We start from the raw sequence: 21,428 nt of genomic DNA on the forward strand, positions 1-21,428 counted from the left end.
ACCCTGCCCCGCGTCTCTTTTTCCTCTTCGCACGCCACCAGGAGCATCATGCAGGATTCGCTGCGGATCACCGCAAGCAAGGTCGATCCGGGACTGCTCGCCCTCCCCTGGTCCACCACGCTCGCCAAATGGCCGTCCGAGCACATCGTCTCGCTCCCCAAGGGGCTCTCCCGCCACCTCGTCCGGTTCGCCGACCTCTCGGGTCGCGTCGTCGCCGTCAAGGAGACCACCGCCGAGATGGCACAGCGCGAGTACGACATGCTGGGCAACCTCGCCCGACTCGACGTGCCGTGCGTCGACCGGGTCGCCGTGATCGCGGGGCGCACCGATGCCCATGGCGATCCCCTCCCCGCGGCACTGGTCACCTCCCACCTGCGCTTCTCGATGCCGTACCGTGCGCTGTTCACGCGCGTCCTGCGCCCGGACACCGCCAACCGTCTGGTCGACGCGCTCGCGCTGCTGCTCGTGCGCCTCCACAACGTGGGCTTCTACTGGGGCGACGTCTCCCTGTCGAACACCCTCTTCCGTCGTGATGCCGGGGCCTTCGCCGCCTATCTCGTCGACGCGGAGACCGGAGAGCTCCATGAGGAGGGTCTGACCGATGGGCAGCGCGCCTACGACCTCGACCTCGCTCGAACGAACATCGCCGGCGAGATCATGGACCTCGCCGCCGGCGGACGCCTCGAGCACGGGGTGGATGCGGTCGCGATCGCCGACGGCATCGTGTCGTCCTACCGCTCGCTCTGGGCCGAGCTCACCGCACAGGAGTCCTTCTCCGCCGCCGAGACGTGGCGCATCACCGAGCGCGTGGAACGGCTCAACGCCCTCGGATTCGACATCGATGAGATGTCGATGTCGACCACCGCGGACGGCACCGTCGTCGAGATCCAGCCGAAGGTCGTGGACGCCGGGCATCATCAGCGGCGCCTCATCCGTCTCACGGGGCTCGACGTGGAGGAGAACCAGGCGCGACGGCTGCTCAACGACCTCGACGAGTTCCGCGCGCGCTCGACCAAGCAATGGGCGGACGAAGAGATGTACGCGCACGAGTGGCTCACCCGGGTGTTCGAGCCCGTCGTTCGCGCGATCCCCTACGAGCTGCGCGCCAAGCTCGAACCGGCTGAGGTGTTCCACCAGGTGCTGGAACACCGCTGGTACCTCTCTCAGGCGGAAGGACGCTCGATCCCACTCGCCGAGGTGCTCACCAGCTACATCAACGAGGTGCTGCGCCACCGGCGCGACGAAGCCACCATCATGGGGCCGCCCACCGAGACGATGAGCCTTCCGGTCATCACCGGCGTGACCCCGGTGGCCGACGAGGATGAGGACATCGACTGGCGCGACCTGGTCTGACCCCCTCCCCGCGCACGGGTTGTCGTCGAGTGCGGGTGAGCCGAGTGCACGGGTTGTCGTCGAATGCGCCGCCTGTTGACGCCAGCCAGTCGTGCGCTCGGCGAGACCACGTGCTCTCGACGCGGCCCGGCGGGGGCGGGGGTGGGGTGGGGGTCAGTAGCCGACGGTGAAACGCTCGCGGTGGTGATTGCCCTGCTCGATCTCGTCGACCACGGCGACGGCGAAATCGGCACCGGAGATGTACGACTTGCCTTCGGCATCGCGGACGATCACATCGCCCCCGTCGCGATAGTGGCCGGTACGCTCGCCCTCCGCCCAGGGACCGAACACCTCGGCCGGATGGATGAAGAACCAGTCCAGTCCCGTGTCGGTCGCCTCGAGGAGCGCGAGGGAGTCGATCCCGACCTGCGCCTCGTGCTTGTACTCCTCGGGGAAGTCCTGATCGAACAGACGCGGGCCTCCGGGCGCCACCAGGCTTCCACCGGCACCGCCGACCACGCCGAGACGGGTGGCCGTACCGGCGATCTGCTCGACGACGTTCGACAGCGCCTCGAGCGCACGGTCTTCCATGTCGCCACGCGGAGAGAGCGCCGACACCACGGCATCCGCACCGACGAACGCGTCCGCGAGGGGCGCCAGGTCGAGAGCGGAGCCCTGCAGGTAGGCGGCTCCGGCCACCGGATCGGTCGGTTCCGAACGCGAGATCGCGATGACGGCGTGGCCACGACTCACCGCCTCCGTGACGATGTGGCGACCGGCGTACCCGGTCCCTCCGATCACGATGATGCGAGCCATGGTCAGCCTTCCCTCGGACGTCTAGTTCTTCTTCGCGGCGCGGAGCGACGCGACCTGGTACAGGGCGACGGATGTCGCGATACCGGCGTTCAGCGACTCGGTGGCCGCGGAGATCGGAATCGAGACGATCTGGTCGCAGGTCTCGGACACCAGGCGCGACAGCCCCTTGCCCTCCGAGCCGACGACGATCACCACGGGACGATCGGCGAGCTGCAGGTCGGGGAGCGACACGTCGCCATCACCGTCGAGACCGAGCACGAACACGCCCTGCTTCTTGAACTCCTTGAGCTGCGTGGTGAGGTTGGTCGCCAGCGCCACGGGGGTGCGGGCGACGGCTCCGGCGCTGGTCTTCCAAGCCGCCGAGTTGACGCCGGCCGAGCGACGCTGCGGAAGGATGACCCCCTGCCCGCCGAACGCCGCGGTGGAGCGGATGATGGCGCCCAGGTTGCGGGGGTCGGTGATGCCGTCGAGCGCCACGAACAGCGGCACTTCGCCGCGGTCGATGACCTGCTCGAGCAGATCCTGCGGGTGCGCGTACTCGTACGGCGGCACCTTGATAGCGACGCCCTGGTGCACGCCGTCGAACCCGGCCATACGGTCGAGCTCCGGACGCGTGACCTCCATCACGGGGATGCCCCGATGCGTGGCGATCGAGAGCATCTCCTTCACGCGGTCGTCCATCTCGACGCGCTGCGCGATGTAGAACGCCGTCGCCGGGATCTTCGCGCGCAGTGCCTCCAGGACCGAGTTGCGACCCGTGACGTTCTCGGTGTCGTCCCCCGCCTTGGCCTTGGGCGCACGGTTCCCCCCGCCGCCGGAGCCCGGCCGACTGCCGCCGGGACGTCCCTTGCCGCCCGTGGCTGCCGCGTAGCGCTCGGCTGCGGCCTTGCGCTTGCCCGCGGGATGCCAGGCGCGGTCCTCCGCTTTCGGCGTCGGTCCCCGCCCCTCGAGCGCCTTGCGCCCGAGTCCGCCGGTGCCCTTGGTCGGGCCCTTCTTGTTTCCCTTGCTCGCGCCGGGGCGCCCTGGCTTAGCCATCGATACTCCAATGAGTTCCGGCCGGAGTGTCCTCCAGCGTGATTCCTGCGGCGGCGATCGCATCTCGGATGCGATCCGCCGCCGCCCAGTCCTTGTCAGCGCGTGCTTGGGCGCGCTGGGTGATCATCGTCTGGACGAGGGCGTCCAGAGCGGATTCCGAAGCGCCGGTCTTCGCATCGGAAGTGGGCGTGAGGCCGAGGACGGAAGTCATCGCCAGCACGGCACGCAGCGCGTCGAGCGCGGCGGTGTCCTCCCCCGCGTCCAGCGCTGCGTTTCCCGCACGCACCGTCTCGTGCAGCACCGCGAGCGCCTGGGGCACGCCGAGGTCATCATCCATCGCCGCTGCGAACGCGGCGGGGAGGCTCTGCGACAGGAAGAACCCGATGCCCTCTCCGGCAACACGTGCGGCGCGTTGCTGGAACGTGCTGATCCGGTTGAGAGCCGCCTCGGCCTCGGCCCACGACGAGTCGCCGAGGTCGAGGCTCGACCGGTAGTGGGCGGCGGCGAGTGCGTACCGCACCACCAGTGGATCGTGCGCGGCCAGCACATCGGCCGCCAACGTGAAGTTCCCCAACGACTTCGACATCTTCTGGCCGTCGACGGTCACGAGCCCGTTGTGCACCCAGTAGCGCGCGAAGCCGTCACCTGCTGCCGTCGACTGCGCGAGCTCGTTCTCGTGGTGCGGGAAGCGCAGGTCGAGCCCTCCCCCATGGATGTCGAACTCGGCGCCGAGATAGCGCTTCGACATCGCGGAGCATTCGATGTGCCATCCGGGCCGCCCGGATCCCCACGGCGACGCCCAGGTCGCATCGGCCGGCTCTTCAGGCTTGCTGCCCTTCCAGAGCGCGAAGTCCTGGGGGTTGCGCTTGCCCCGAGGGTCCGCATCCTCTGCGGCCTCCATGGCGTCGAGAGACTGATGGGTGAGCGCCCCGTACTCCGCCCACGAGCGCACGTCGAAGTACACATCGCCGGAGCCGTCGGGTGCCGGGTAGGCGTGGCCGCGTTCGATCAGGAGCGCGATGAGTTCCTGCATCTGCGGCACGGAAGCCGTGGCCCGAGGTTCGTAGGTGGGCGGCAGGATGCCGATACCCGCGTACGCTGCGGTGAACTCCTGCTCCATCCGGTACGCCAATGCCCACCACGGCTCGGAGGCCGTCGCGTTGGCGAGCACCTTGTCGTCGATGTCGGTGACGTTGCGCACGAACGTGACCCGACCGTGGCGGTACTCCAGCCAGCGGCGCAGCAGATCGAAGCTCAGAGCGGCTCGCACGTGCCCGATGTGGGGCCCCGACTGCACCGTGGGTCCACACACGTACATCGTGATGTTCTCGGGATCGAGAGGCACGAAGTCGCGCAGCTGCTGCGCGCGGGTGTCGTAGAGGCGGACTGTCACCGCTCAAGCCTACTCGGCGACCGCTGAGCGCCAGCCCCTGCAGCGTTATTCGCTGTCCGATGTGACGTTCGGCGACCGACCGGGAGGCCTCCTCCCCTGATCGTCAGCCTTCTCGGGGACCGGTGGGGATCACCGACGCGATGGCCGTCACCGCGATACCCTCGCCCCGCCCGGGGAATCCGAGCCCGTCCGTCGTCGTCGCGGTCACCGTCACCGGGGCGCCAAGGACAGCGGACAGAACGCCCTCGGCCTCTGCCCGTCGAGGGCTGAAACGCGGCCGATTGCCCTGGAACTGCACCGAGACGTTGCCGATGTCGAATCCGGCTCCAGCGAGGAGCTCGCGGGTCCGGGCCAGGAAGACGTCGGCGTGCGCACCGGCGTACTCAGGGTGCGAGGTGCCGAAGTGCTCCCCGATGTCGCCGAGACCCGCGGCCCCGAGGAGCGCGTCGACCATCGCGTGGGCGACGGCGTCTCCGTCCGAATGACCGGACAGCGGCTGCTCCCCCTCCCATTCGAGCCCGGCGAGCCACAGGTTCCCTTCGCCGCCGAAAGCGTGGACATCCGTCCCGATGCCCACGCGGGGGGTGCCGGATGCTGCGGCTCTCGTACCGAGCAGATGCCGGGCGCGCTCCAGGTCGGCCGAGGTGGTGATCTTGAAAGCCCGCTCGGAGCCTCCGATGTACCGCACGGGATGACCCGCCGCAGCGAACAGCGCCGCATCGTCGGTGTACTCGGTGCCACCGTCGCGTGCCGCGACGTACGCGGACTCGAGCAGCGTCCTCGGGAACCCCTGCGGCGTCTGCGCCGCGGCGAATTCGGAACGGTCGACGGCGGCGACGACGACACCGTCCACGACCTTCTTGAGGGTGTCGACGACGGGCAGCGCCGGGATCACGCCGACATCTGCCGTCACCGACGCGGCGACCGCATCGATCTGCGTCGGAGGGGTGAGCGCGCGCGCCGCATCGTGCACCAACACCGTCTCGACGTCACCCCAGAGCGCGGCGAGACCCGCCGCGACCGACTGCTGTCTGGTCGCACCGCCCACGACCACACGCCCGAGGTCGGCCCGTTCGCCGGCGGCCTCTCGAAGCTCTGACTCGGCGTCGCCCTCCCACCCTTCCGGGGCGACCACGATGACCTGGGCCGGGGCCGCGGCGAAGACTCCGTCGAGCGCATGGCGAAGGATGGAACGGGCATCGATACCGACGAAGGCCTTCGGGGCGCGTGCGCCCAGACGCGTGCCTGAGCCGGCGGCAACGACGATGATCGCGGTACGCGGGACGGGGAGGATGGTCACAGCATCACGTTACCGGCGAAGACGACGAAAGGCGGATGCCGAAGCACCCGCCTTTCGTCGTGGAACAGCTCAGGACGCGAGGACCTCGTCGAGCAGTGCGCCCGCCTTGTCCTCGTCGGTCTTCTCGGCGAGCGCCAGCTCGGAGATGAGGATCTGACGAGCCTTCGCCAGCATCCGCTTCTCACCCGCGGAGAGTCCGCGGTCCTGGTCACGACGCCACAGGTCGCGAACGACTTCGCTCACCTTGATCACATCGCCGGAGGCGAGCTTCTCGAGGTTCGCCTTGTACCGACGCGACCAGTTCGTGGGCTCTTCTGTGAAGGGTGCTCGCAGCACCTCGAAAACATGATCGAGGCCTTCCTTGCCGATGACGTCACGAACGCCGACCAGGTCGACATTCTCCGCGGGGACCTCAATGATGAGATCGCCCTGGGTGACGTTGAGCTTCAGGTATTTCTTCGCCTCACCCTTGATGATGCGCTCTTTGACCTCGATGATGGTCGCAGCGCCATGGTGGGGATAGACGACGGTCTCGCCAACCTCAAAAAGCATAAAAACGTGTCCTTTCGGCAACCTCAAGGATACCACAGGGGTCATGCGCTAAGGTTCGCGCCTCCGGTGCCGCAGGAGCCCTCACGACTTACGCATAGAATGGATGCGGATATCCCCGCCGGACCTCAGGAGGACCCGTGAAATCGCGCCTTGTTGCGTCTGCAGCCCTCAGCGCCCTCGTTCTGCTCGGTGCGACCGGGTGCACGTTCATCACCCCGCAGTCCACCAAGACCGAGTACGCCGCATCCGACGGAGTGAACGTTTCCGACGCCGACGGCCCGATCGACGTGCGCAACGCCCTCGTTGTGGCCACCGAAGACGGCTCGGTCGGGAACTTCGTCGCCGCCATCGTGAACCCCTCGGAGGAGAAGGCGACCCTGACGATCACCCTCGAGGGCGTCGATCCGCTCGTCGTCACCGTCCCCGCAGGGGGCACGGTGAGCCTGGGCGCCGATGAGGAGCCGCTGCGCATCGTCGGCCTCGACACCAAGCCCGGCGCCACGGTGGAGATGCACTTCCAGTCCGGAGACTCCACCGGCGTCAAGACCGAGGTGCCCGTGCTCGACGGCACTCTCCCGTACTACGCAGACCTGGTCCCCTCCGAGAAGGAGTCGACCCCTCGCCCCACGCCCCTGCCGACCGACACGGCAGCTCCGGCGCCCGCGAACTGACGCGTCACCGCATCGAGAAGAGGCCGGCACCCCCGCAGGGTGCCGGTCTCTTCTCCGTTCCGCCTGAGGATCAGCCTTCGAAGCGATACCCCAGACCTCGCACGGTGACGAGCATGACCGGCTCGCTCGGATTCTCCTCGATGCGCGAGCGGATGCGCTTGATGTGCACGTCGAGCGTCTTGGTGTCGCCGAAGTAGTCGCTCCCCCAGACCCGGTCGATGAGCTGTCCGCGGGTCAAGACGCGTCCGGAGTTGCGCATCAGGACCTCGAGCAGCTCGAACTCCTTCAGCGGCATGTTGATCTGCGCGCCGGCGACGGAGACGGTGTGCCGGTCGATGTCGAGCGACACCCGCCCGCCGTCGAGCACGCGCTCGTCGAGCTCACCCTCGGCCTGCACGACCCGACGCAGCACGGCACGCATGCGTGCGAGCAGCTCGCGGGACGAGTAGGGCTTCGTGATGTAGTCGTCGGCGCCGAGCTCGAGGCCCACGACGATGTCCACCTCGGAGTCCTTCGCTGTGAGCATGATGATGGGCACGGCCGAGGTGGACCGGATCTGTCGGCACACCTCGGTGCCCGGCATCCCCGGAAGCATGAGGTCGAGCAGCACGATGTCGGCACCGCGCTCCCGGAAGGCCGCGAGAGCGCCGGGGCCGTCCTCGGCGATCTCCACCTCGTAACCCTCACGCCGGAGCAGGTACGCGAGCGGGTCGGCGAGGTCGGGCTCGTCTTCGACGAGAAGGATTCGGGTCATGCTCTCTCTCCGTTTCGAACGCGCGCGGACGATGCGGCTTTGGCCGCCTTGCGCGCACGCTTCTTCTTGCTCTTCTTGCCCGCGTCGAGGTTGTCGGGGGCGTCGATCCGGGGAAGACGGATCGTGAACGTGGAGCCCCGGCCCGGACGGGACCACAGCCGTACCTCTCCGCCGTGCCGCTGCGTCGCGTGCTTGACGATGGAGAGCCCGAGACCGGTACCCCCGGTGCGCCGGGAGCGGGCTTCGTCCGCACGGTAGAACCGTTCGAAGATGCGCTCACGATCGGCTTCGGCGATACCGATGCCCTGGTCGGACACGGCGATCTCGACCACGCCCGCCTCCGCCCGCACGCCGACTCCGACGCGGGAGCCGCGGGGCGAGTACACGATCGCGTTGGCGATCAGGTTGCCGACCGCCTCGATCAGGATCTGTGCGTCACCGCGCACGAACACGCCGCGGTCCCCGCCTCTGGCGAGCTCGACGCCGGCGGAATCCGCCTGCACGACATGGGCCTCGATCGAGGAGGCGATCACCTCGTCGATCGCGACGGGACCGACCTTCGTCAGGCCGTCCTCGGCCTGCAGCCGGGACAGGCTCATGATGCGCCCGGTGAGCTGCCCGAGTCTTCCGGCCTCGGCGGAGATGCGTGCGGCGAAGATGCGCACCTGCGCGGGATCGTCGGCCGCCGACTCGATGGCCTCGGCGAGAAGGCTCACGGCGCCCACGGGGGTCTTCAGCTCGTGACTGGTGTTCGCCACGAAGTCGCGACGCATCTGGTCGAGTCGCTCCTGCTCGGTGACGTCGCGGATGATCAGCAGCACCAGACGTGTGCCGATGACGCTGGCACGGGCCGAGACCAGACGGGGGTCGAGACTCAGTCCCCCACGTGTGATGCGCATCGACTCGGTGACGGAGCCGCCCGCTTCCCGGACGCCGCGCACCAGTTGGCGGAGCTCCGGGTGATCGAGCGTCGAGCCGACCTCGATGCCGAAACGCGTCGCGGCCTGCGAGGAAGCCAGCACGAGGCCGGAGCTGTCGACGATCGCCGCGGCATCATCCATGCTGTGCAGGACATCGGTGATGCCGGCCGGGATCGCCAGCGACGTCTCCTCCTGCACCCGCGCCCGTGCACGGTATGCCCACACCACGAGGAGGGAGAGGCCGACGCCGATCACCAGCCCGATGGCGAGCGAAGACAGCGCGAGCTGCGGCAAGGTCATGACACAAGCGTAGAGTGCGTTCACCGTCCGTCCGGCGGGTTTCCGCGCCCTGGCGGGAACAGGAGAAGTACTATTCACGTGCTGGGCACCGTTCGTTAACCTTCGAAGCAGACAATCGCTTCGGGCTTGTGCGGGAGCACAGACCTGCTCTCGTGCGGACGACCCGCCGTCTCGCGCTGACACAGCCGAGATCCGAATGAAAGGTTGCGCCCCCAACATGCGCGAAGTCTTCCACCAGTCCCTCGAGGACCTTCAGAATCGTCTCGTCGAGATCGCCGACCTCGTCACGGTCTCGATCGACAAGGCCACCAGGGCATTCGCGACGAGCGACGTGGCCCTGGCCGAGGAGGTCATCGCCGACGACGCGAAGATCGACGAGCTGGCCGTCGCCCTCGACGAGCAGGCCATCGAGATCCTCGCCCGCCAGCAGCCGGTCGCCCGCGACCTGCGCATCGTGGTCACGGCTCTGCGCGTGAGCGCCTCGCTCGAGCGCATGGGCGACATGTCGGAGCACATCGCCCAGCTCGCCCGCCTCCGCTTCCCCGAGCGCGCCATCCCGAAGGGCCTCAAGGGCACCTTCGTGAAGATGGGCGAGCTCGACGTCGAGGTCGCCCGCACGCTCTCCGAGCTGCTGCGCACCCAGGACCTGCGCTTCGCCGACGCCATCCGCAACGCGGACGACGACGTCGATGAGCTGCACGCCACCGTCTTCGAGAAGGTGCTCAGCGACAACTGGAAGGGCGAGGCCACGGCGACCGTCGATGCCACGCTCGCCAGCCGCTACCACGAGCGCTTCGCGGACCACGCGGTGGCCGTCGCGAAGAAGGTCGTCTACCTCGCCACGGGCGACTGGGCCGTCGAGGAGGAGGACATCCCCCTCGCCGTCGAGCAGCAGGAGCTGGGCCAGCAGGAGTTCGGCCACGCCTGACCCGCACGTCGAGAAACACCGAAGCCCCCGATGCGTGTGCATCGGGGGCTTCGGTGTTCCGAGCGGAAGCTCCTACTTCTTGCCCTGCGCCGCGACGGCGGCGGCACCGGCGGCGGCGGCCTCGGGGTCGAGGTAACGGCCGGGTCCGGTGGGGACGTTGTTCTCGTCCAGCTCGTAGACCAGCGGGATGCCGGTCGGGATGTTCAGCTCGGCGATGTCGTCGTCGCTGATGCCTTCGAGGTGCTTGACGAGACCACGCAGCGAGTTGCCGTGCGCGGTGACGAGCACCGTCTTGCCGGCCTCGAGGTCGGGGACGATCGCGCTCTCCCAGTACGGCAGCAGACGGTCGATGACGAGCTTGAGCGACTCGGTGCGCGGCACTTCGCCGTCGATCTCCGCGTAGCGGACGTCGTTCACCTGGCTGAATTCGCTCTCGTCGTCGAGCACGGGCGGCGGCACGTCGAACGAGCGGCGCCAGAGCTGGAACTGCTCGGGGCCGAACTCCTCGAGCGTCTGCGCCTTGTCCTTGCCCTGGAGCGCACCGTAGTGGCGCTCGTTGAGACGCCAGGAGCGGGTCACGGGGATCCACAGCCGGTCGGCCGCATCGAGGGCGATGTTCGCGGTCTGGATCGCGCGGCTCAGCAGCGAGGTGTGCAGCACATCGGGGAGGATGCCGGATTCGGCCAGCAGCTCGCCACCGCGGCGGGCCTCCTTCTCGCCCTGCTCGTTGAGGCGGACGTCCACCCAACCGGTGAACAGGTTCAGTTCGTTCCACTCGCTCCGGCCGTGGCGGAGCAGGATGAGGGTGCGCGTCGCAGTCATGCCGTCAGTTTATCCGCCCGGGGCACGGCACCCGATTCGGATGCTGGGAGGATGGAGACATGGCGTCATCTCCCCTCGGCCGGCCGACCCGCGGCACCACAGGGACCAACCGACTGCGACGCAACGATCGCTGGATCGCGGCGAGCGCCGCGCTGCGGCGGGCATCCGATCCGCTGGTCGTCGACCTCGGCTACGGCGCCAGCGGCGTCACCGCCTTCGAGCTCGCGACCCGCCTGGTCCGGGTGCGCGACGACGTCGACGTGCGCGGCCTGGAGATCGACCCCGCGCGCGTCGCGACCGCCGACTCCCAGCTCGCCGAGGTGCGTGCGGGGCGAACGCCGTTCGCTCCCGATCTGCCCGTCTCCTTCGCGCGCGGCGGCTTCGAGGTTCCGCTCCCCGAGGGACGCACGGCCGCGGTGATCCGCGCCATGAACGTGCTGCGGCAGTACGACGAGCAGGACGTCGCGGATGCCTGGTCCCGGATGGCTTCCCGCCTGGCCCCTGACGGCCTGCTGTTCGAGGGGACCTGTGACGAGATCGGCCGGGTGTCGAGCTGGATCGACGTGGATGCGCACGCTGCGCCGCTGCGCTTCACGATCTCCCTGCGTCTCGCCGATCTGGAGCGCCCGAGCATCGTCGCCGAGCGTCTGCCGAAGGCGCTGATCCACCGCAACGTCCCGGGCGAGCGCATCCATTCCCTGCTCGTCGATCTCGATCGGGAGTGGGACCGCGCGGCTCCGCTTTCGACGTTCGGCGCCACGCAGCGCTTCCTCGCCGCCGTGGGCGCACTCCGGGACCAGGGATGGCCGGTGCTGGGCGGACGCACTCGATGGCGCCTGGGCGAGCTCACGCTGCCCTGGTCCGCGGTCGCCCCGCTCCCCGCCTGAGTTCAGCTTCCGGCGCCGGAGACGGAATCGCGCGGGTCCGGTGCCGTGGGTCGGCGAGACAGACGGGTGAGGCGCGGGATGTCTGCGGTGGCCCCCGCGTCGGCCGGCACGATCACCTGCTGCGAGGCGGCGATGTCGATGCCGTCCGCGCGCACCACCAGATCCCCGACTGGCGCGCGCCGCGACAGGATCGCGAGAGCGATGGGACCGTCTTCGTGGTGACGCGCGACCGAGGTCAGGTGCCCGACCTCGTCGTCGCCGGCGTACACCGGCGCGCCCGGCTCGGGAAGCACCGCATCGCTGCCATCGAGGTGGAGGGCGGCCAGACGGCGGGGCGGGTGACCGAGATTGTGCACCTTCGCGACGGTCTCCTGTCCGCGGTAGCAGCCCTTGTTCAGGTGCACCGCGCTGCGGATCCAGTCGGACTCGTGCGGCAGCGAACGCTCGTCGACCTCTGTCGTCCAGCGCGGGCGCCAGGCAGCCACGCGCAGTGCCTCGGCGGCGAGGAGACCGGCGAGCGCCTCCCGATCGAGGGACGCGGCGAGGGCCTCAGCCCCGTCCGCGGACAGAATCGCCACCCGCCACGCATAGTCGGCCGCCGGATGCTCGATGACCTCGGAGTACTGGTGTCCGCCGACGCTGGTCCGCTGCCACGGGTCGGCCCAGACGAGAGCGGTGCCGTGCGGCGAGGCTGCGGCGGCGGTGGCCGCCGCAGCGACGACACCGCCGTCGATGAACCCGACCGGCACGAGGTCGGCGCGGATGTCGACGGTGGCCTGGGTGCGGAACTTCATGCGCGTCAGCCAGCCGGCGAGCGCCTCGGCGTCTCCCGCATCCGCGATGAGCCACGTGGATGCACCGTCGTCGATGACGCCGGCCGCGTGTTCCACCCGGCCCTGCGGGTCCAGAACCAGAAGCTCGGTGCTTTCACCGGGGGTGAGCCGTCCGACGGCCTGCGAGGTGATCGAATCGAGCCAGCTCAGCCGTTCGGGACCCGCGACCTCGATGACGGTGCGATCGCCGAGGGGCGCGAGGGCAGCGCCGTCGGCAAGACGCCGCTGCTCACGGAACGCATCGCCGAAGTGCGCGATCAGGTCGCCGTCGGTGACGGCCCCGTCGATCCGGCCGAAGACGGACATCTCAGACCTTGGCCAGTCGCGCCGACGCATGAGAGCGCAGCGGGGTGCCGAGGGCGGCGATGTCCCAGGCCCACAGCAGGTGACCGTCGACGAGGCCGTACATGCGCGAAGACGCCGTGTGCACCTTCGCACCGGCACTGCGCACGACGGCGTCCGATCCGATGTCGATGCGCGGACCGTTGATCTCGCCGATGTACAGCTCGAGGGCGCCGTCGGCGTGCGCGAGCGAGACCTCGATGGGGAATCCGCCGCTCGGCGCGCGCAGCTCCTCTACGTCGTCGACCGTGCGTGCGACGGCGGGCGCGGTCGGAGGCAGCAGTGCAGGACCGGGATCCGCGGCCGTGGCCGGGCGCGCCAGACGCCAGAAGCCTGTCTCGGCCAGCAACGCCGCGGCGGGGGCGCCCTCTTCCGTGAGGAACGTGGCCGTGCCGGAGTAGTTCAGGAACGGACCCCCGTCATGGCTGAAGCTGATCCGGTGCGTGAACTCGCCCTGCAGGCGTTCGTCACCGACCGGGTAGTCGATGACACCTGTTCCCTCCCAGACGCCGATCAGCCACGCGAACGGGACGAGATCGGCCGGAAGGTCGACGGGCAGTTCGAGCATCGTCGCGTCAGCGCTGGCCGCGGAAGAGGTTGCGCAGCACCACTGCCGAGACGAAGACGATAGCGAGGCTCGCGAGGCCCAGCAGGCCGATGAAGAAGATTTCGAGCGCCATGAGGTCCATGTGCTCCACCTTACCGCGCCGCGCCAGTGTCAGGACGGGATCAGCGCCGCGAGACCGAATCCGACCGAGATGATGCCCATCAGCAGCAGACCGCCGATCACGCTCCCCGCCACCCGGAAGATGAAACCCTGCGTACGCCCGTACCAGAGCTGCACGGCGAAGGACAGGAGCACGACGCCGCCGAACCCGACCAGCAGCCAGGGCACGCGCCATTCCTCCGGCACGAAGATGCCGATGGCGACGGTGGCGAGGAACGCGGTGGCCCAGACGACGAGCACACCGACGAACGCGTTGCGCGGTGCGAGTGCGGGATCCGTCATGTCTCCATTGTTGCGCATCGCTCCCGGTATCATGGCGGCACGACGTCGATCCGCGTCTGTGAGGAGTGCGCGTGGCCCAGGTGCTGGTTCTGACCAACGCTCCGCTCTCAGAGCAGGTGCTCCCCGCGCTCGAGCTGCTGAGCCACCGCGCGCGCCAGATACCCGCAGAGCCCTCACAGCTGGTCAACGCCCCCGAGTACGACGTCGTGATCGTCGATGGCCGTCACGACCTGGTCGCCGCGAAGTCGCTGTGCCGCCTGCTGCGAACCGCCGGGCAGGATGCGCCGCTGCTCCTCGTCGTCACGGAAGGCGGGATGAGCGCGCTGTCGGGAGACTGGGGCATCGACGATGTCCTGCTCTCCACGGCGGGGCCCGCGGAGATCGACGCCCGACTCCGTCTCGCCCTCGCCCGACGCGACGAGGTCGCCGAGCCCGCGCGCGTGCAGGCATCAGGCGTCACGATCGATGAGCAGTCCTACTCCGCCAAACTGCGCGGCAGGCCTCTGGATCTCACCTACAAGGAGTTCCAGCTTCTGCACTTCCTGGCGACGCACCCCGCTCGCGTGTTCACCCGTGAGCAGTTGCTCAGCGAGGTCTGGGGGTACGACTATTTCGGGGGCACCCGCACGGTCGACGTGCATGTGCGACGGCTCAGGGCGAAGCTCGGCGACCAGGAGCAGATCATCGGCACCGTGCGCAACGTCGGCTACCGCTTCAACGTCAACGAGGATGAGGGCCTCGCCAGCGCGGGCTGACGATCGACTCCGTTCACACGGGCGTCACCTCTCGGTGCTTAGATGTACCCCATGATCGATCCCGCACTCGCCGACGCCGGGCTGGGTGACGCCGAAGACGACGACTTCGACGCCATCGAGTCCTACGACTCCCAGCTCCCGGACCACCGCTACCTGGATCGCGAGCTCAGCTGGCTCGCCTTCAACCAGCGCGTGCTCGAGCTCGCCGAGGATCCCTCGCTTCCCGAACTCGAACGTGCCAACTTCCTGGCGATCTTCGCGAGCAACCTCGACGAGTTCTTCATGGTGCGCGTCGCGGGCCTCAAGCGCCGCATCATGACCGGCCTCGCGGTGCCCACGAACATCGGCCGCTCCCCCGTCGACGCGCTCGCCGACATCTCGCGCGAGGCGCATGCCCTGCAGCTGCGGCACGCGGATGCCTGGACCTCGCTCGTGCGTCCGGCTCTGGCCGAATCCGGCGTGGAGATCACCGAGTGGTCCGAGCTCACGGACGGCGAGCGCTCCGCGCTGTCGGAGTACTTCGGAGCCCAGGTCTTCCCTGTGCTGATGCCGCTCGCCGTGGATCCGGCGCATCCGTTCCCCTACATCTCGGGGCTGTCGCTGAACCTCGCGATCCGCATCCGCAACGCCCGCACCGGACGGCAGGAGTTCGCTCGGCTCAAGGTGCCCCCCATGCTCCCGCGCTTCGTCGAGGTTCCGGGAGGCGGCGAGATCAAGCGCTTCCTGCGCTTGGAGGAGCTCATCGCCAATCATCTGGGCGATCTGTTCCCCGGCATGGAGGTGCTCGACCACCACGCGTTCCGTCTGACGCGCAACGAGGACGTGGAGATCGAGGAGGACGAGAGCGAGAACCTCATCCAGGCACTCGAGGCCGAGCTGCTGCGTCGACGTTTCGGCCCGCCGATCCGTCTCGAGATCACCGACGACATGGATGATGTCACGATGGACCTGCTGGTCCGCGAACTCGACATCACCGACCTCGAGGTCTACCGGCTTCCCGGGCCGCTCGACCTGCGCGGTCTGTTCGACCTGTCCCGCATCGATCGCCCCGACCTGCGGTATCCGCCGCACCTGCCGACCACCGCCGTGGCCTTCCAGCCCGCGGGATCGAGCAACCGGGCGGACATCTTCAAGGCGATTCGCAAGTCGGACGTGCTGGTGCACCACCCGTACGAGTCGTTCACCACGAGCGTGCAGGCGTTCCTCGAGCAGGCGGCCCGTGACCCGCACGTGCTCGCCATCAAGCAGACCCTCTACCGCACCTCCGGCGACAGCCCCATCGTGCAGGCGCTCATCGACGCGGCGGAGGCCGGCAAGCAGGTGCTGGCCCTCGTCGAAGTGAAGGCCCGCTTCGACGAGGCGAACAACATCGTCTGGGCGCGCAAGCTCGAGAAGGCCGGCGTGCACGTGGTCTACGGCCTCGTCGGGCTCAAGACCCACTGCAAACTCGCGCTCGTCATCCGCGAGGAAGACGGCAAGCTGCAGCACTACTCCCATGTCGGCACCGGAAACTACAACCCGAAGACCAGCCGTATCTACGAGGACTTCGGGTTGTTCACCGCCGACGCGCAGGTCGGCAAGGACCTGACACGACTCTTCAACGAGCTCAGCGGCTACGCGATCGAGAAGAAGTTCAAGCGCCTCCTTGTCGCCCCCCTGCACCTGCGCAAGGGCCTGGTCCGCCAGATCGATGCCGAGCGGAAGAACGCCGAGGCGGGGATTCCCGCGCACATCCGCATCAAGGTGAACTCGATGGTGGACGAGGAGATCATCGACGCGCTCTACCGTGCGAGCGCGGCGGGTGTGAAGGTCGACGTCTGGGTGCGCGGTATCTGCAGTCTCCGCACCGACCTCGACGGGATCAGCGACAACATCACGGTGCGCAGCATCCTCGGTCGATACCTGGAGCACTCGCGCATCTTCGCCTTCGAGAACGGCGGCGATCCTCAGGTGTACATCGGCAGTGCCGACATGATGCACCGCAACCTCGACCGCCGGGTGGAGGCCCTGGTGCGCGTCACCGACCCCGCCCACCTCAAAGAGCTCGGAACGTTCTTCGACCTGGCGATGGATGCCGGCACGACCTCGTGGCATCTCGGTGCAGGAGGGGTCTGGGAGCGCCACGCCGTCGATGCGGAGGGCAAGCCCCTGATCGACCTGCAGGATAAGACCATGGGGTTGATCCAGCGGCGCCGTCGCGCGCGGGCGGTCCGATGAACACGCGGCAGCTGCAGCTCCCGGTCGGCACCACGACGAACTCGAAGTGGACGGACAAGGCCGTGTACGCGGCGGGAGCCGTGGTGTGGCGCCTCGTCGAGGGCAAGCTGCGCATCCTGCTGATACACCGCACCAAGTACCGCGACATCACGCTCCCCAAGGGCAAGGTCGATCCTGGGGAGATGCTCGCCGAGACGGCCGTGCGCGAGGTACAGGAGGAGACCGGCATCCGGGTCTCGCTCGGAGTCTCGGTCGGTGTGAGCCGCTATCACCTGGCATCGCAGAAGCAGAAGGTCGTGCACTACTGGGCCGCAGAGGCGACCGACGCCGCGATCCGGGAGTCGACGTTCGTTCCCAACCGGGAGATCGCCGCGCTCGAGTGGGTGAGCGTGAAGAAGGCGAGAGCGCGCCTGAGCTACCCCGTCGACCTCGAGATCCTCGACTTCTTCTCCAACCTCGTCGACGACGGTGTGCTGCGCACCTTCCCGGTGATCGCCCTGCGGCACGCGAAGGCGACGCCCCGCTCGGAGTGGGACGGGTCGGATGCCTCACGGCCACTCACCGACCGCGGCCGGAAGCAGGCGAAGTCGATCGTGGGACCGCTGCGCGCTTTCGGCGTGCGCAGGATCGTGACGAGCGACGCGGTGCGGTGCGTGGAGACGATCACTCCTCTCGCTCGTGCGCTCGATCGCAAGCCCGTGAAGACGGAGAAGATCAGCCAGGACGCCTGGGAGGACGGCGAGTCCGATCTGCGCGCGGTCGTCGGTCGCCGCATCCGCGCCGGCAAGCCTGCGGTGCTGTGCAGCCACGGGCCGGTGCTTCCGGGTCTGCTCTCCGAGATCGCCCTGGCCACAGGCACCATCCAGGGGTCGTATCTCAGCAGTGCCGCAGACCTCGAGCCGGCCGCGTTCTCGGTCGTGCATCTGTCGGCCACGAACCCCGGATCCGGGATCATCGCGATCGAGACGCACATCCCCAAGGTCTGACGTCCCCTGATTTCTCGCGGGAGCACCCCAGAGAGTCGCCCGTCGTTCACCTGCCGTTCACCTGCTCGGGAGAGTCTCGTTAACCGTCGCCCATAGCGTCACTGTGTGCCCTGCACCGGGCCCCACCCATTCCAGATCGAAGGATCCACAGTGAAGATCTCCCGAATCGCACGAATCGGCGCCATCGGCGCCGTCGCCGCCCTCGCACTCGCCGGCTGTGCCGCGAACGAAGCAGGCACCGGTTCCACCGACGAGCCCACCTCCAGCACCGCCGCCGTCAGCGGTTCCCTGGTCGGCGCGGGCGCCTCCTCGCAGCAGGTCGCCATCCAGGCATGGACCGCCGAGTTCCAGAAGACCAACCCCGACGCCCAGGTCGAGTACGACCCGCAGGGCTCGGGCGGTGGCCGCGAGTCCTTCCAGCAGGGCGCGGTCAACTTCGCCGGCTCGGACCGCGCGTTCAAGACCGACGAGATTTCGGCCGGCGGCTTCGGCGCGTGCGTCGACGGCTCCGACCTCATCGAGATCCCCGCATACATCTCGCCGATCGCCATCGTCTTCTCGCTCGACGGCGTGGACGAGCTGAACCTCGACCCCGAGACCATCGCGTCGATCTTCGCCGGCAAGATCACCAACTGGAACGACCCGGCGATCGCCAAGGACAACCCCGACGCCAAGCTCCCCGATCTCGCCATCACGCCCGTCCACCGCTCCGACAAGTCGGGCACCACGGGCAACTTCACCGACTACCTGGCCCAGACCGCCGGTGACGTGTGGACCGCGGGCAGCGTCGAGGAGTGGCCGGCCGACCTCGCCGGAGAGTCCGCCGAGAAGACCTCGGGCGTCGCCAACGCCGTCAAGGGTGGACAGGGCCTCATCGGCTACATCGACTCCTCGCAGGCCGCCGACTTCGCGTCGGTCAACGTCAAGGTCGGCGACAATTTCGTGCCGCACTCGGCCGAAGGTGCCGCCGCCACGCTCGACGCCTCGAAGATCGAGGAAGGCCGCACCGACGGCGACCTCGCCTTCGCGATCGACCGCACCACCACCGCCGATGGCGCGTACCCCGTGCTCCTCGTCAGCTACCTCATCGGCTGCGCCGAGTACGAGGACGAGAACGTCGCCGCGTTGACCAAGGCGTTCTTCACCACCGCGATCAGCGCCGAGGGCCAGGACGCCGCCGCGACCAACGCCGGCAGCGCCCCGATCTCGGACGACCTGCGCACGCAGGCTCAGGCTGCGATCGACCTCATCAAGTGAGCCGGTGACGGTCTCCGGGATGCCGCGCGGCATCCCGGAGACCGTCTGCTCGCGTCAGACACCCGATCTCCACTGAGCAGGAAGCAGCTCCCATGACAGCCACGACCTCGCCGGCGTCGACGCGCATCGTCGCGAAGAAGCGCGCCGGTGACCTCTGGTTCTCCGGAACGGCGGTCGCCGCCGGATCCATGATCATGATCACGCTGGCCGCGGTCGCGATCTTCCTCATCGTGCAGTCCATTCCGGCCTTCACCGCGACAGCCGAGGATGCCTCGCTCCTCAAGACGAACTTCTGGGACTACGTCGGCCCACTCCTGTTCGGCACGGTCTGGGCCGCCTTCCTGGCCCTCCTGCTCGCCGTGCCGCTCTCGCTCGGCGTCGCCCTGTTCATCACGCACTACGCACCGCGGCGGCTCGCTCAGGGCCTGGGCTACGTGGTCGACCTGCTGGCCGCCGTCCCCTCGGTCGTGTTCGGCCTCTGGGGAATCCTCGTCCTGGCTCCCGCTGTGCAGCCCATCTACGTCTGGCTGAACACGAACGCCTCCTGGATCCCGTTCTTCGACGGCGTCGTCTCCCCTACCGGACGGACGATCCTGACCGCCGCGATGGTGCTCGCCGTCATGGTCGTCCCGATCATCACGGCCATCTGCCGCGAGATCTTCCTGCAGACCCCTCGCCTTCACGAGGAGGCCGCGCTCGCCCTCGGCGCCACCCGCTGGGAGATGGTGCGGATGGCCGTTCTTCCCTTCGGCCGTTCCGGCATCGTCTCCGCCTCCATGCTCGGCCTCGGGCGTGCGCTCGGCGAGACCATGGCCGTCGCGATGGTGCTCTCGGTGAGCAAGGCCGTCACCTTCGAACTGCTCACCTCCACGAACCCCTCCACGATCGCAGCGAACATCGCGCTGACGTTCCCCGAGGCGTACCAGGTCAACATCAACATCCTCATCGCGACGGGTCTGATCCTGTTCGTCGTGACGTTCGCGGTGAACGCTCTCGCACGCTGGTTCGTGAACCGCCGCAAGGAATTCTCGGGAGCGAACTGACATGACCGTTACCGCCCCTGAATCGTCTCGCACGGCGAGCGCGGCCCCCACCCAGCTGTCGCTCAGCTCGGGACACCTCCCCCGCTGGTCGCCGTGGGCGCTCCTCGCCCTCTCCCTCCTCATCGGCTTCACGCCCTTCGCTCTCGAGGCCCTCGCCAGCGGATCCGACCTCAACATCGCCGGCTCCGTCGTTCTCGGCGCGGTCATCTACCTGGTGCTCATCTACGTGATGTCGCGCATCATCGAAGGCTCCAGGAAGGCGCTGGACCGCCTGATCACCGGAATCGTGACCTCGGCGTTCGCCATCGCGATGGTGCCGCTGGTGTCCGTCGCGATCACCGTGGTCGCCAACGGCGTCGCCCGTTTCGACGGACTGTTCTTCTCGTCATCGATGCGCGGAGTGCTCGGTGAAGGCGGCGGCGCCCTGCACGCCATCATCGGCACGCTCCTGGTCACCCTCGCCGCCGCGATCATCTCGATCCCGATCGGTCTGATGACGGCCGTCTACCTCGTCGAATACGGCAAGGGCGGCCGGATGGCCCGCACCATCACCTTCCTCGTCGATGTCATGACGGGAATCCCGTCGATCGTCGCCGGTCTGTTCGCCTACGCCGTCTTCGCGCTGATCTTCGGACCCGGCGTGCGCATGGGCATCGCGGGCTCGGTCGCGTTGGCCGTGCTCATGATCCCCGTCGTCGTGCGCTCCACCGAGGAGATGCTGCGACTGGTGCCGAACGAGCTGCGCGAAGCGTCGTACGCGCTCGGGGTGCCGAAATGGCTCACGATCGTCAAGGTGGTCCTCCCGACCTCGATCGCCGGCATCACCACGGGTGTCATGCTCGCCATCTCGCGCGTGATCGGAGAGACCGCGCCCCTGCTGCTGACGGCCGGCTTCACCGACGCGATGAACTACAACCTGTTCAGCGGACGCATGCAGACGCTCCCGGTGTTCACGTACTCGCAGTACGCGTACCAGGGCATCCCCGCTGAGGCATACGTGGAGCGGGCCTGGGCCGCAGCCCTGACGCTCATCATCATCGTCATGCTGCTCAACCTGATCGCGCGCCTCGTCGCGAAGATCTTCGCACCCAAGACCGGCCGCTGAGCCTCGACCCGACAAGCAAGGAACTGCAGTGTCCAAGAGCATTGAAGTCAACGACCTGAACGTCTACTACGGCGACTTCCTCGCCGTGGAGGGCGTCTCCCTCGACATCCAGCCGCGCAGCGTCACCGCGTTCATCGGCCCCTCCGGCTGCGGCAAGTCCACCTTCCTGCG

The 21,428-nt window shown here is 68.3% G+C and carries 22 protein-coding genes; 11 read left to right on the forward strand and 11 right to left on the reverse strand.

All coding sequences use genetic code 11. The features are described 5' to 3' along the window. Positions 1-48 precede the first annotated feature (48 nt). Positions 49-1,353, forward strand: a complete 1,305-nt coding sequence (locus B2869_RS09550; protein ID WP_292765642.1) for a DUF4032 domain-containing protein — start codon at positions 49-51, stop codon at positions 1,351-1,353. A 153-nt stretch (positions 1,354-1,506) separates the two neighbouring features. On the opposite strand, the gene B2869_RS09555 is transcribed toward B2869_RS09550, so the two are convergent. The 5 genes from B2869_RS09555 to B2869_RS09575 all read right to left on the reverse strand — a co-directional run bounded on the left by B2869_RS09555 (position 1,507) and on the right by B2869_RS09575 (position 6,428). Further along, positions 1,507-2,148, reverse strand: a complete 642-nt coding sequence (locus B2869_RS09555; RefSeq protein WP_292765596.1) for an NAD(P)-dependent oxidoreductase — start codon at positions 2,146-2,148, stop codon at positions 1,507-1,509. A gap of 21 nt (positions 2,149-2,169) precedes the next feature. Continuing rightward, positions 2,170-3,183 (reverse strand): 23S rRNA (guanosine(2251)-2'-O)-methyltransferase RlmB, encoded by a 1,014-nt coding sequence (rlmB, locus tag B2869_RS09560; RefSeq protein ID WP_292765598.1) that lies wholly within the window; start codon positions 3,181-3,183, stop codon positions 2,170-2,172. After that, on the reverse strand, positions 3,176-4,576 hold the full coding sequence (gene cysS / locus B2869_RS09565; protein ID WP_292765600.1) for a cysteine--tRNA ligase: 1,401 nt from the start codon (positions 4,574-4,576) through the stop codon (positions 3,176-3,178). The genes rlmB and cysS overlap by 8 nt, the downstream gene beginning before the upstream one ends. 103 nt (positions 4,577-4,679) lie before the next feature. Beyond that, entirely contained in the window at positions 4,680-5,876 is a 1,197-nt protein-coding gene (gene ispD / locus B2869_RS09570) for a 2-C-methyl-D-erythritol 4-phosphate cytidylyltransferase (RefSeq protein WP_292765603.1), read from the reverse strand. 69 nt (positions 5,877-5,945) lie between these two features. Next, positions 5,946-6,428: a CarD family transcriptional regulator gene (locus B2869_RS09575; protein WP_017201416.1), complete on the reverse strand. Its 483-nt coding sequence runs from the start codon at positions 6,426-6,428 to the stop codon at positions 5,946-5,948. A 137-nt stretch (positions 6,429-6,565) separates the two neighbouring features. On the opposite strand from B2869_RS09575, the gene B2869_RS09580 reads away from it, so the two are divergent. Then, positions 6,566-7,099, forward strand: coding sequence for a DNA modification methylase (locus tag B2869_RS09580; RefSeq protein ID WP_292765618.1), 534 nt, complete (start codon positions 6,566-6,568; stop codon positions 7,097-7,099). 70 nt (positions 7,100-7,169) lie between these two features. On the opposite strand, the gene B2869_RS09585 is transcribed toward B2869_RS09580, so the two are convergent. After that, on the reverse strand, positions 7,170-7,853 hold the full coding sequence (locus tag B2869_RS09585) for a response regulator transcription factor (protein ID WP_021199091.1): 684 nt from the start codon (positions 7,851-7,853) through the stop codon (positions 7,170-7,172). Next, positions 7,850-9,073: a sensor histidine kinase gene (locus B2869_RS09590; protein WP_292765621.1), complete on the reverse strand. Its 1,224-nt coding sequence runs from the start codon at positions 9,071-9,073 to the stop codon at positions 7,850-7,852. The genes B2869_RS09585 and B2869_RS09590 overlap by 4 nt, the downstream gene beginning before the upstream one ends. Before the next feature lie 217 nt (positions 9,074-9,290). Between B2869_RS09590 and phoU the strand changes: the two genes are divergently transcribed. Continuing rightward, positions 9,291-10,001, forward strand: a complete 711-nt coding sequence (gene phoU / locus B2869_RS09595) for a phosphate signaling complex protein PhoU (protein WP_021199093.1) — start codon at positions 9,291-9,293, stop codon at positions 9,999-10,001. Positions 10,002-10,073: 72 nt separating this feature from the next. Here the strand turns inward: phoU and B2869_RS09600 are convergent, their stop codons facing one another. Next, a complete protein-coding gene (locus B2869_RS09600; protein WP_292765625.1) occupies positions 10,074-10,823 on the reverse strand; it encodes a phosphoglyceromutase in 750 nt (249 codons plus the stop codon). A gap of 59 nt (positions 10,824-10,882) precedes the next feature. Here B2869_RS09600 and B2869_RS09605 point away from each other — a divergent pair, with 59 nt between their 5' ends. Then, positions 10,883-11,710 (forward strand): class I SAM-dependent methyltransferase, encoded by an 828-nt coding sequence (locus tag B2869_RS09605; protein WP_292765628.1) that lies wholly within the window; start codon positions 10,883-10,885, stop codon positions 11,708-11,710. Between the two features lie 2 nt (positions 11,711-11,712). Here B2869_RS09605 and B2869_RS09610 read toward each other — a convergent pair whose 3' ends face one another. The 3 genes from B2869_RS09610 to B2869_RS09620 all read right to left on the reverse strand — a co-directional run bounded on the left by B2869_RS09610 (position 11,713) and on the right by B2869_RS09620 (position 13,894). Further along, on the reverse strand, positions 11,713-12,849 hold the full coding sequence (locus B2869_RS09610) for a YgfZ/GcvT domain-containing protein (protein ID WP_292765630.1): 1,137 nt from the start codon (positions 12,847-12,849) through the stop codon (positions 11,713-11,715). A 1-nt stretch (position 12,850) separates the two neighbouring features. Continuing rightward, complete coding sequence (locus tag B2869_RS09615; protein ID WP_029258689.1) at positions 12,851-13,453, reverse strand: FABP family protein; 603 nt, start codon at positions 13,451-13,453, stop codon at positions 12,851-12,853. A gap of 150 nt (positions 13,454-13,603) precedes the next feature. Beyond that, positions 13,604-13,894: a hypothetical protein gene (locus B2869_RS09620; RefSeq protein ID WP_292765633.1), complete on the reverse strand. Its 291-nt coding sequence runs from the start codon at positions 13,892-13,894 to the stop codon at positions 13,604-13,606. 71 nt (positions 13,895-13,965) lie between these two features. On the opposite strand from B2869_RS09620, the gene B2869_RS09625 reads away from it, so the two are divergent. From B2869_RS09625 to B2869_RS09655, 7 genes are all read left to right on the forward strand, one after another. After that, entirely contained in the window at positions 13,966-14,649 is a 684-nt protein-coding gene (locus B2869_RS09625; RefSeq protein WP_021199099.1) for a winged helix-turn-helix transcriptional regulator, read from the forward strand. Positions 14,650-14,700: 51 nt separating this feature from the next. After that, entirely contained in the window at positions 14,701-16,866 is a 2,166-nt protein-coding gene (locus tag B2869_RS09630) for an RNA degradosome polyphosphate kinase (protein WP_029258690.1), read from the forward strand. After that, positions 16,863-17,852 carry an NUDIX hydrolase gene (locus B2869_RS09635; protein ID WP_051668074.1) on the forward strand — a complete coding sequence of 330 codons (990 nt, stop codon included), beginning with the start codon at positions 16,863-16,865 and terminating at the stop codon, positions 17,850-17,852. The genes B2869_RS09630 and B2869_RS09635 overlap by 4 nt, the downstream gene beginning before the upstream one ends. Before the next feature lie 150 nt (positions 17,853-18,002). Then, entirely contained in the window at positions 18,003-19,109 is a 1,107-nt protein-coding gene (gene pstS, locus B2869_RS09640) for a phosphate ABC transporter substrate-binding protein PstS (RefSeq protein ID WP_292765638.1), read from the forward strand. A gap of 92 nt (positions 19,110-19,201) precedes the next feature. Then, positions 19,202-20,152, forward strand: coding sequence for a phosphate ABC transporter permease subunit PstC (pstC, locus tag B2869_RS09645; protein ID WP_021199103.1), 951 nt, complete (start codon positions 19,202-19,204; stop codon positions 20,150-20,152). A gap of 1 nt (position 20,153) precedes the next feature. Next, positions 20,154-21,257: a phosphate ABC transporter permease PstA gene (gene pstA, locus B2869_RS09650; protein ID WP_029267231.1), complete on the forward strand. Its 1,104-nt coding sequence runs from the start codon at positions 20,154-20,156 to the stop codon at positions 21,255-21,257. Positions 21,258-21,285: 28 nt separating this feature from the next. Further along, on the forward strand, positions 21,286-21,428 hold a 143-nt coding region (locus B2869_RS09655; protein ID WP_292765645.1), incomplete at its 3' end, for an ATP-binding cassette domain-containing protein.

Origin of the sequence: Microbacterium sp. UBA3486, from assembly GCF_002377845.1 — a bacterium.
Lineage (GTDB): Bacteria > Actinomycetota > Actinomycetes > Actinomycetales > Microbacteriaceae > Microbacterium > Microbacterium maritypicum_A.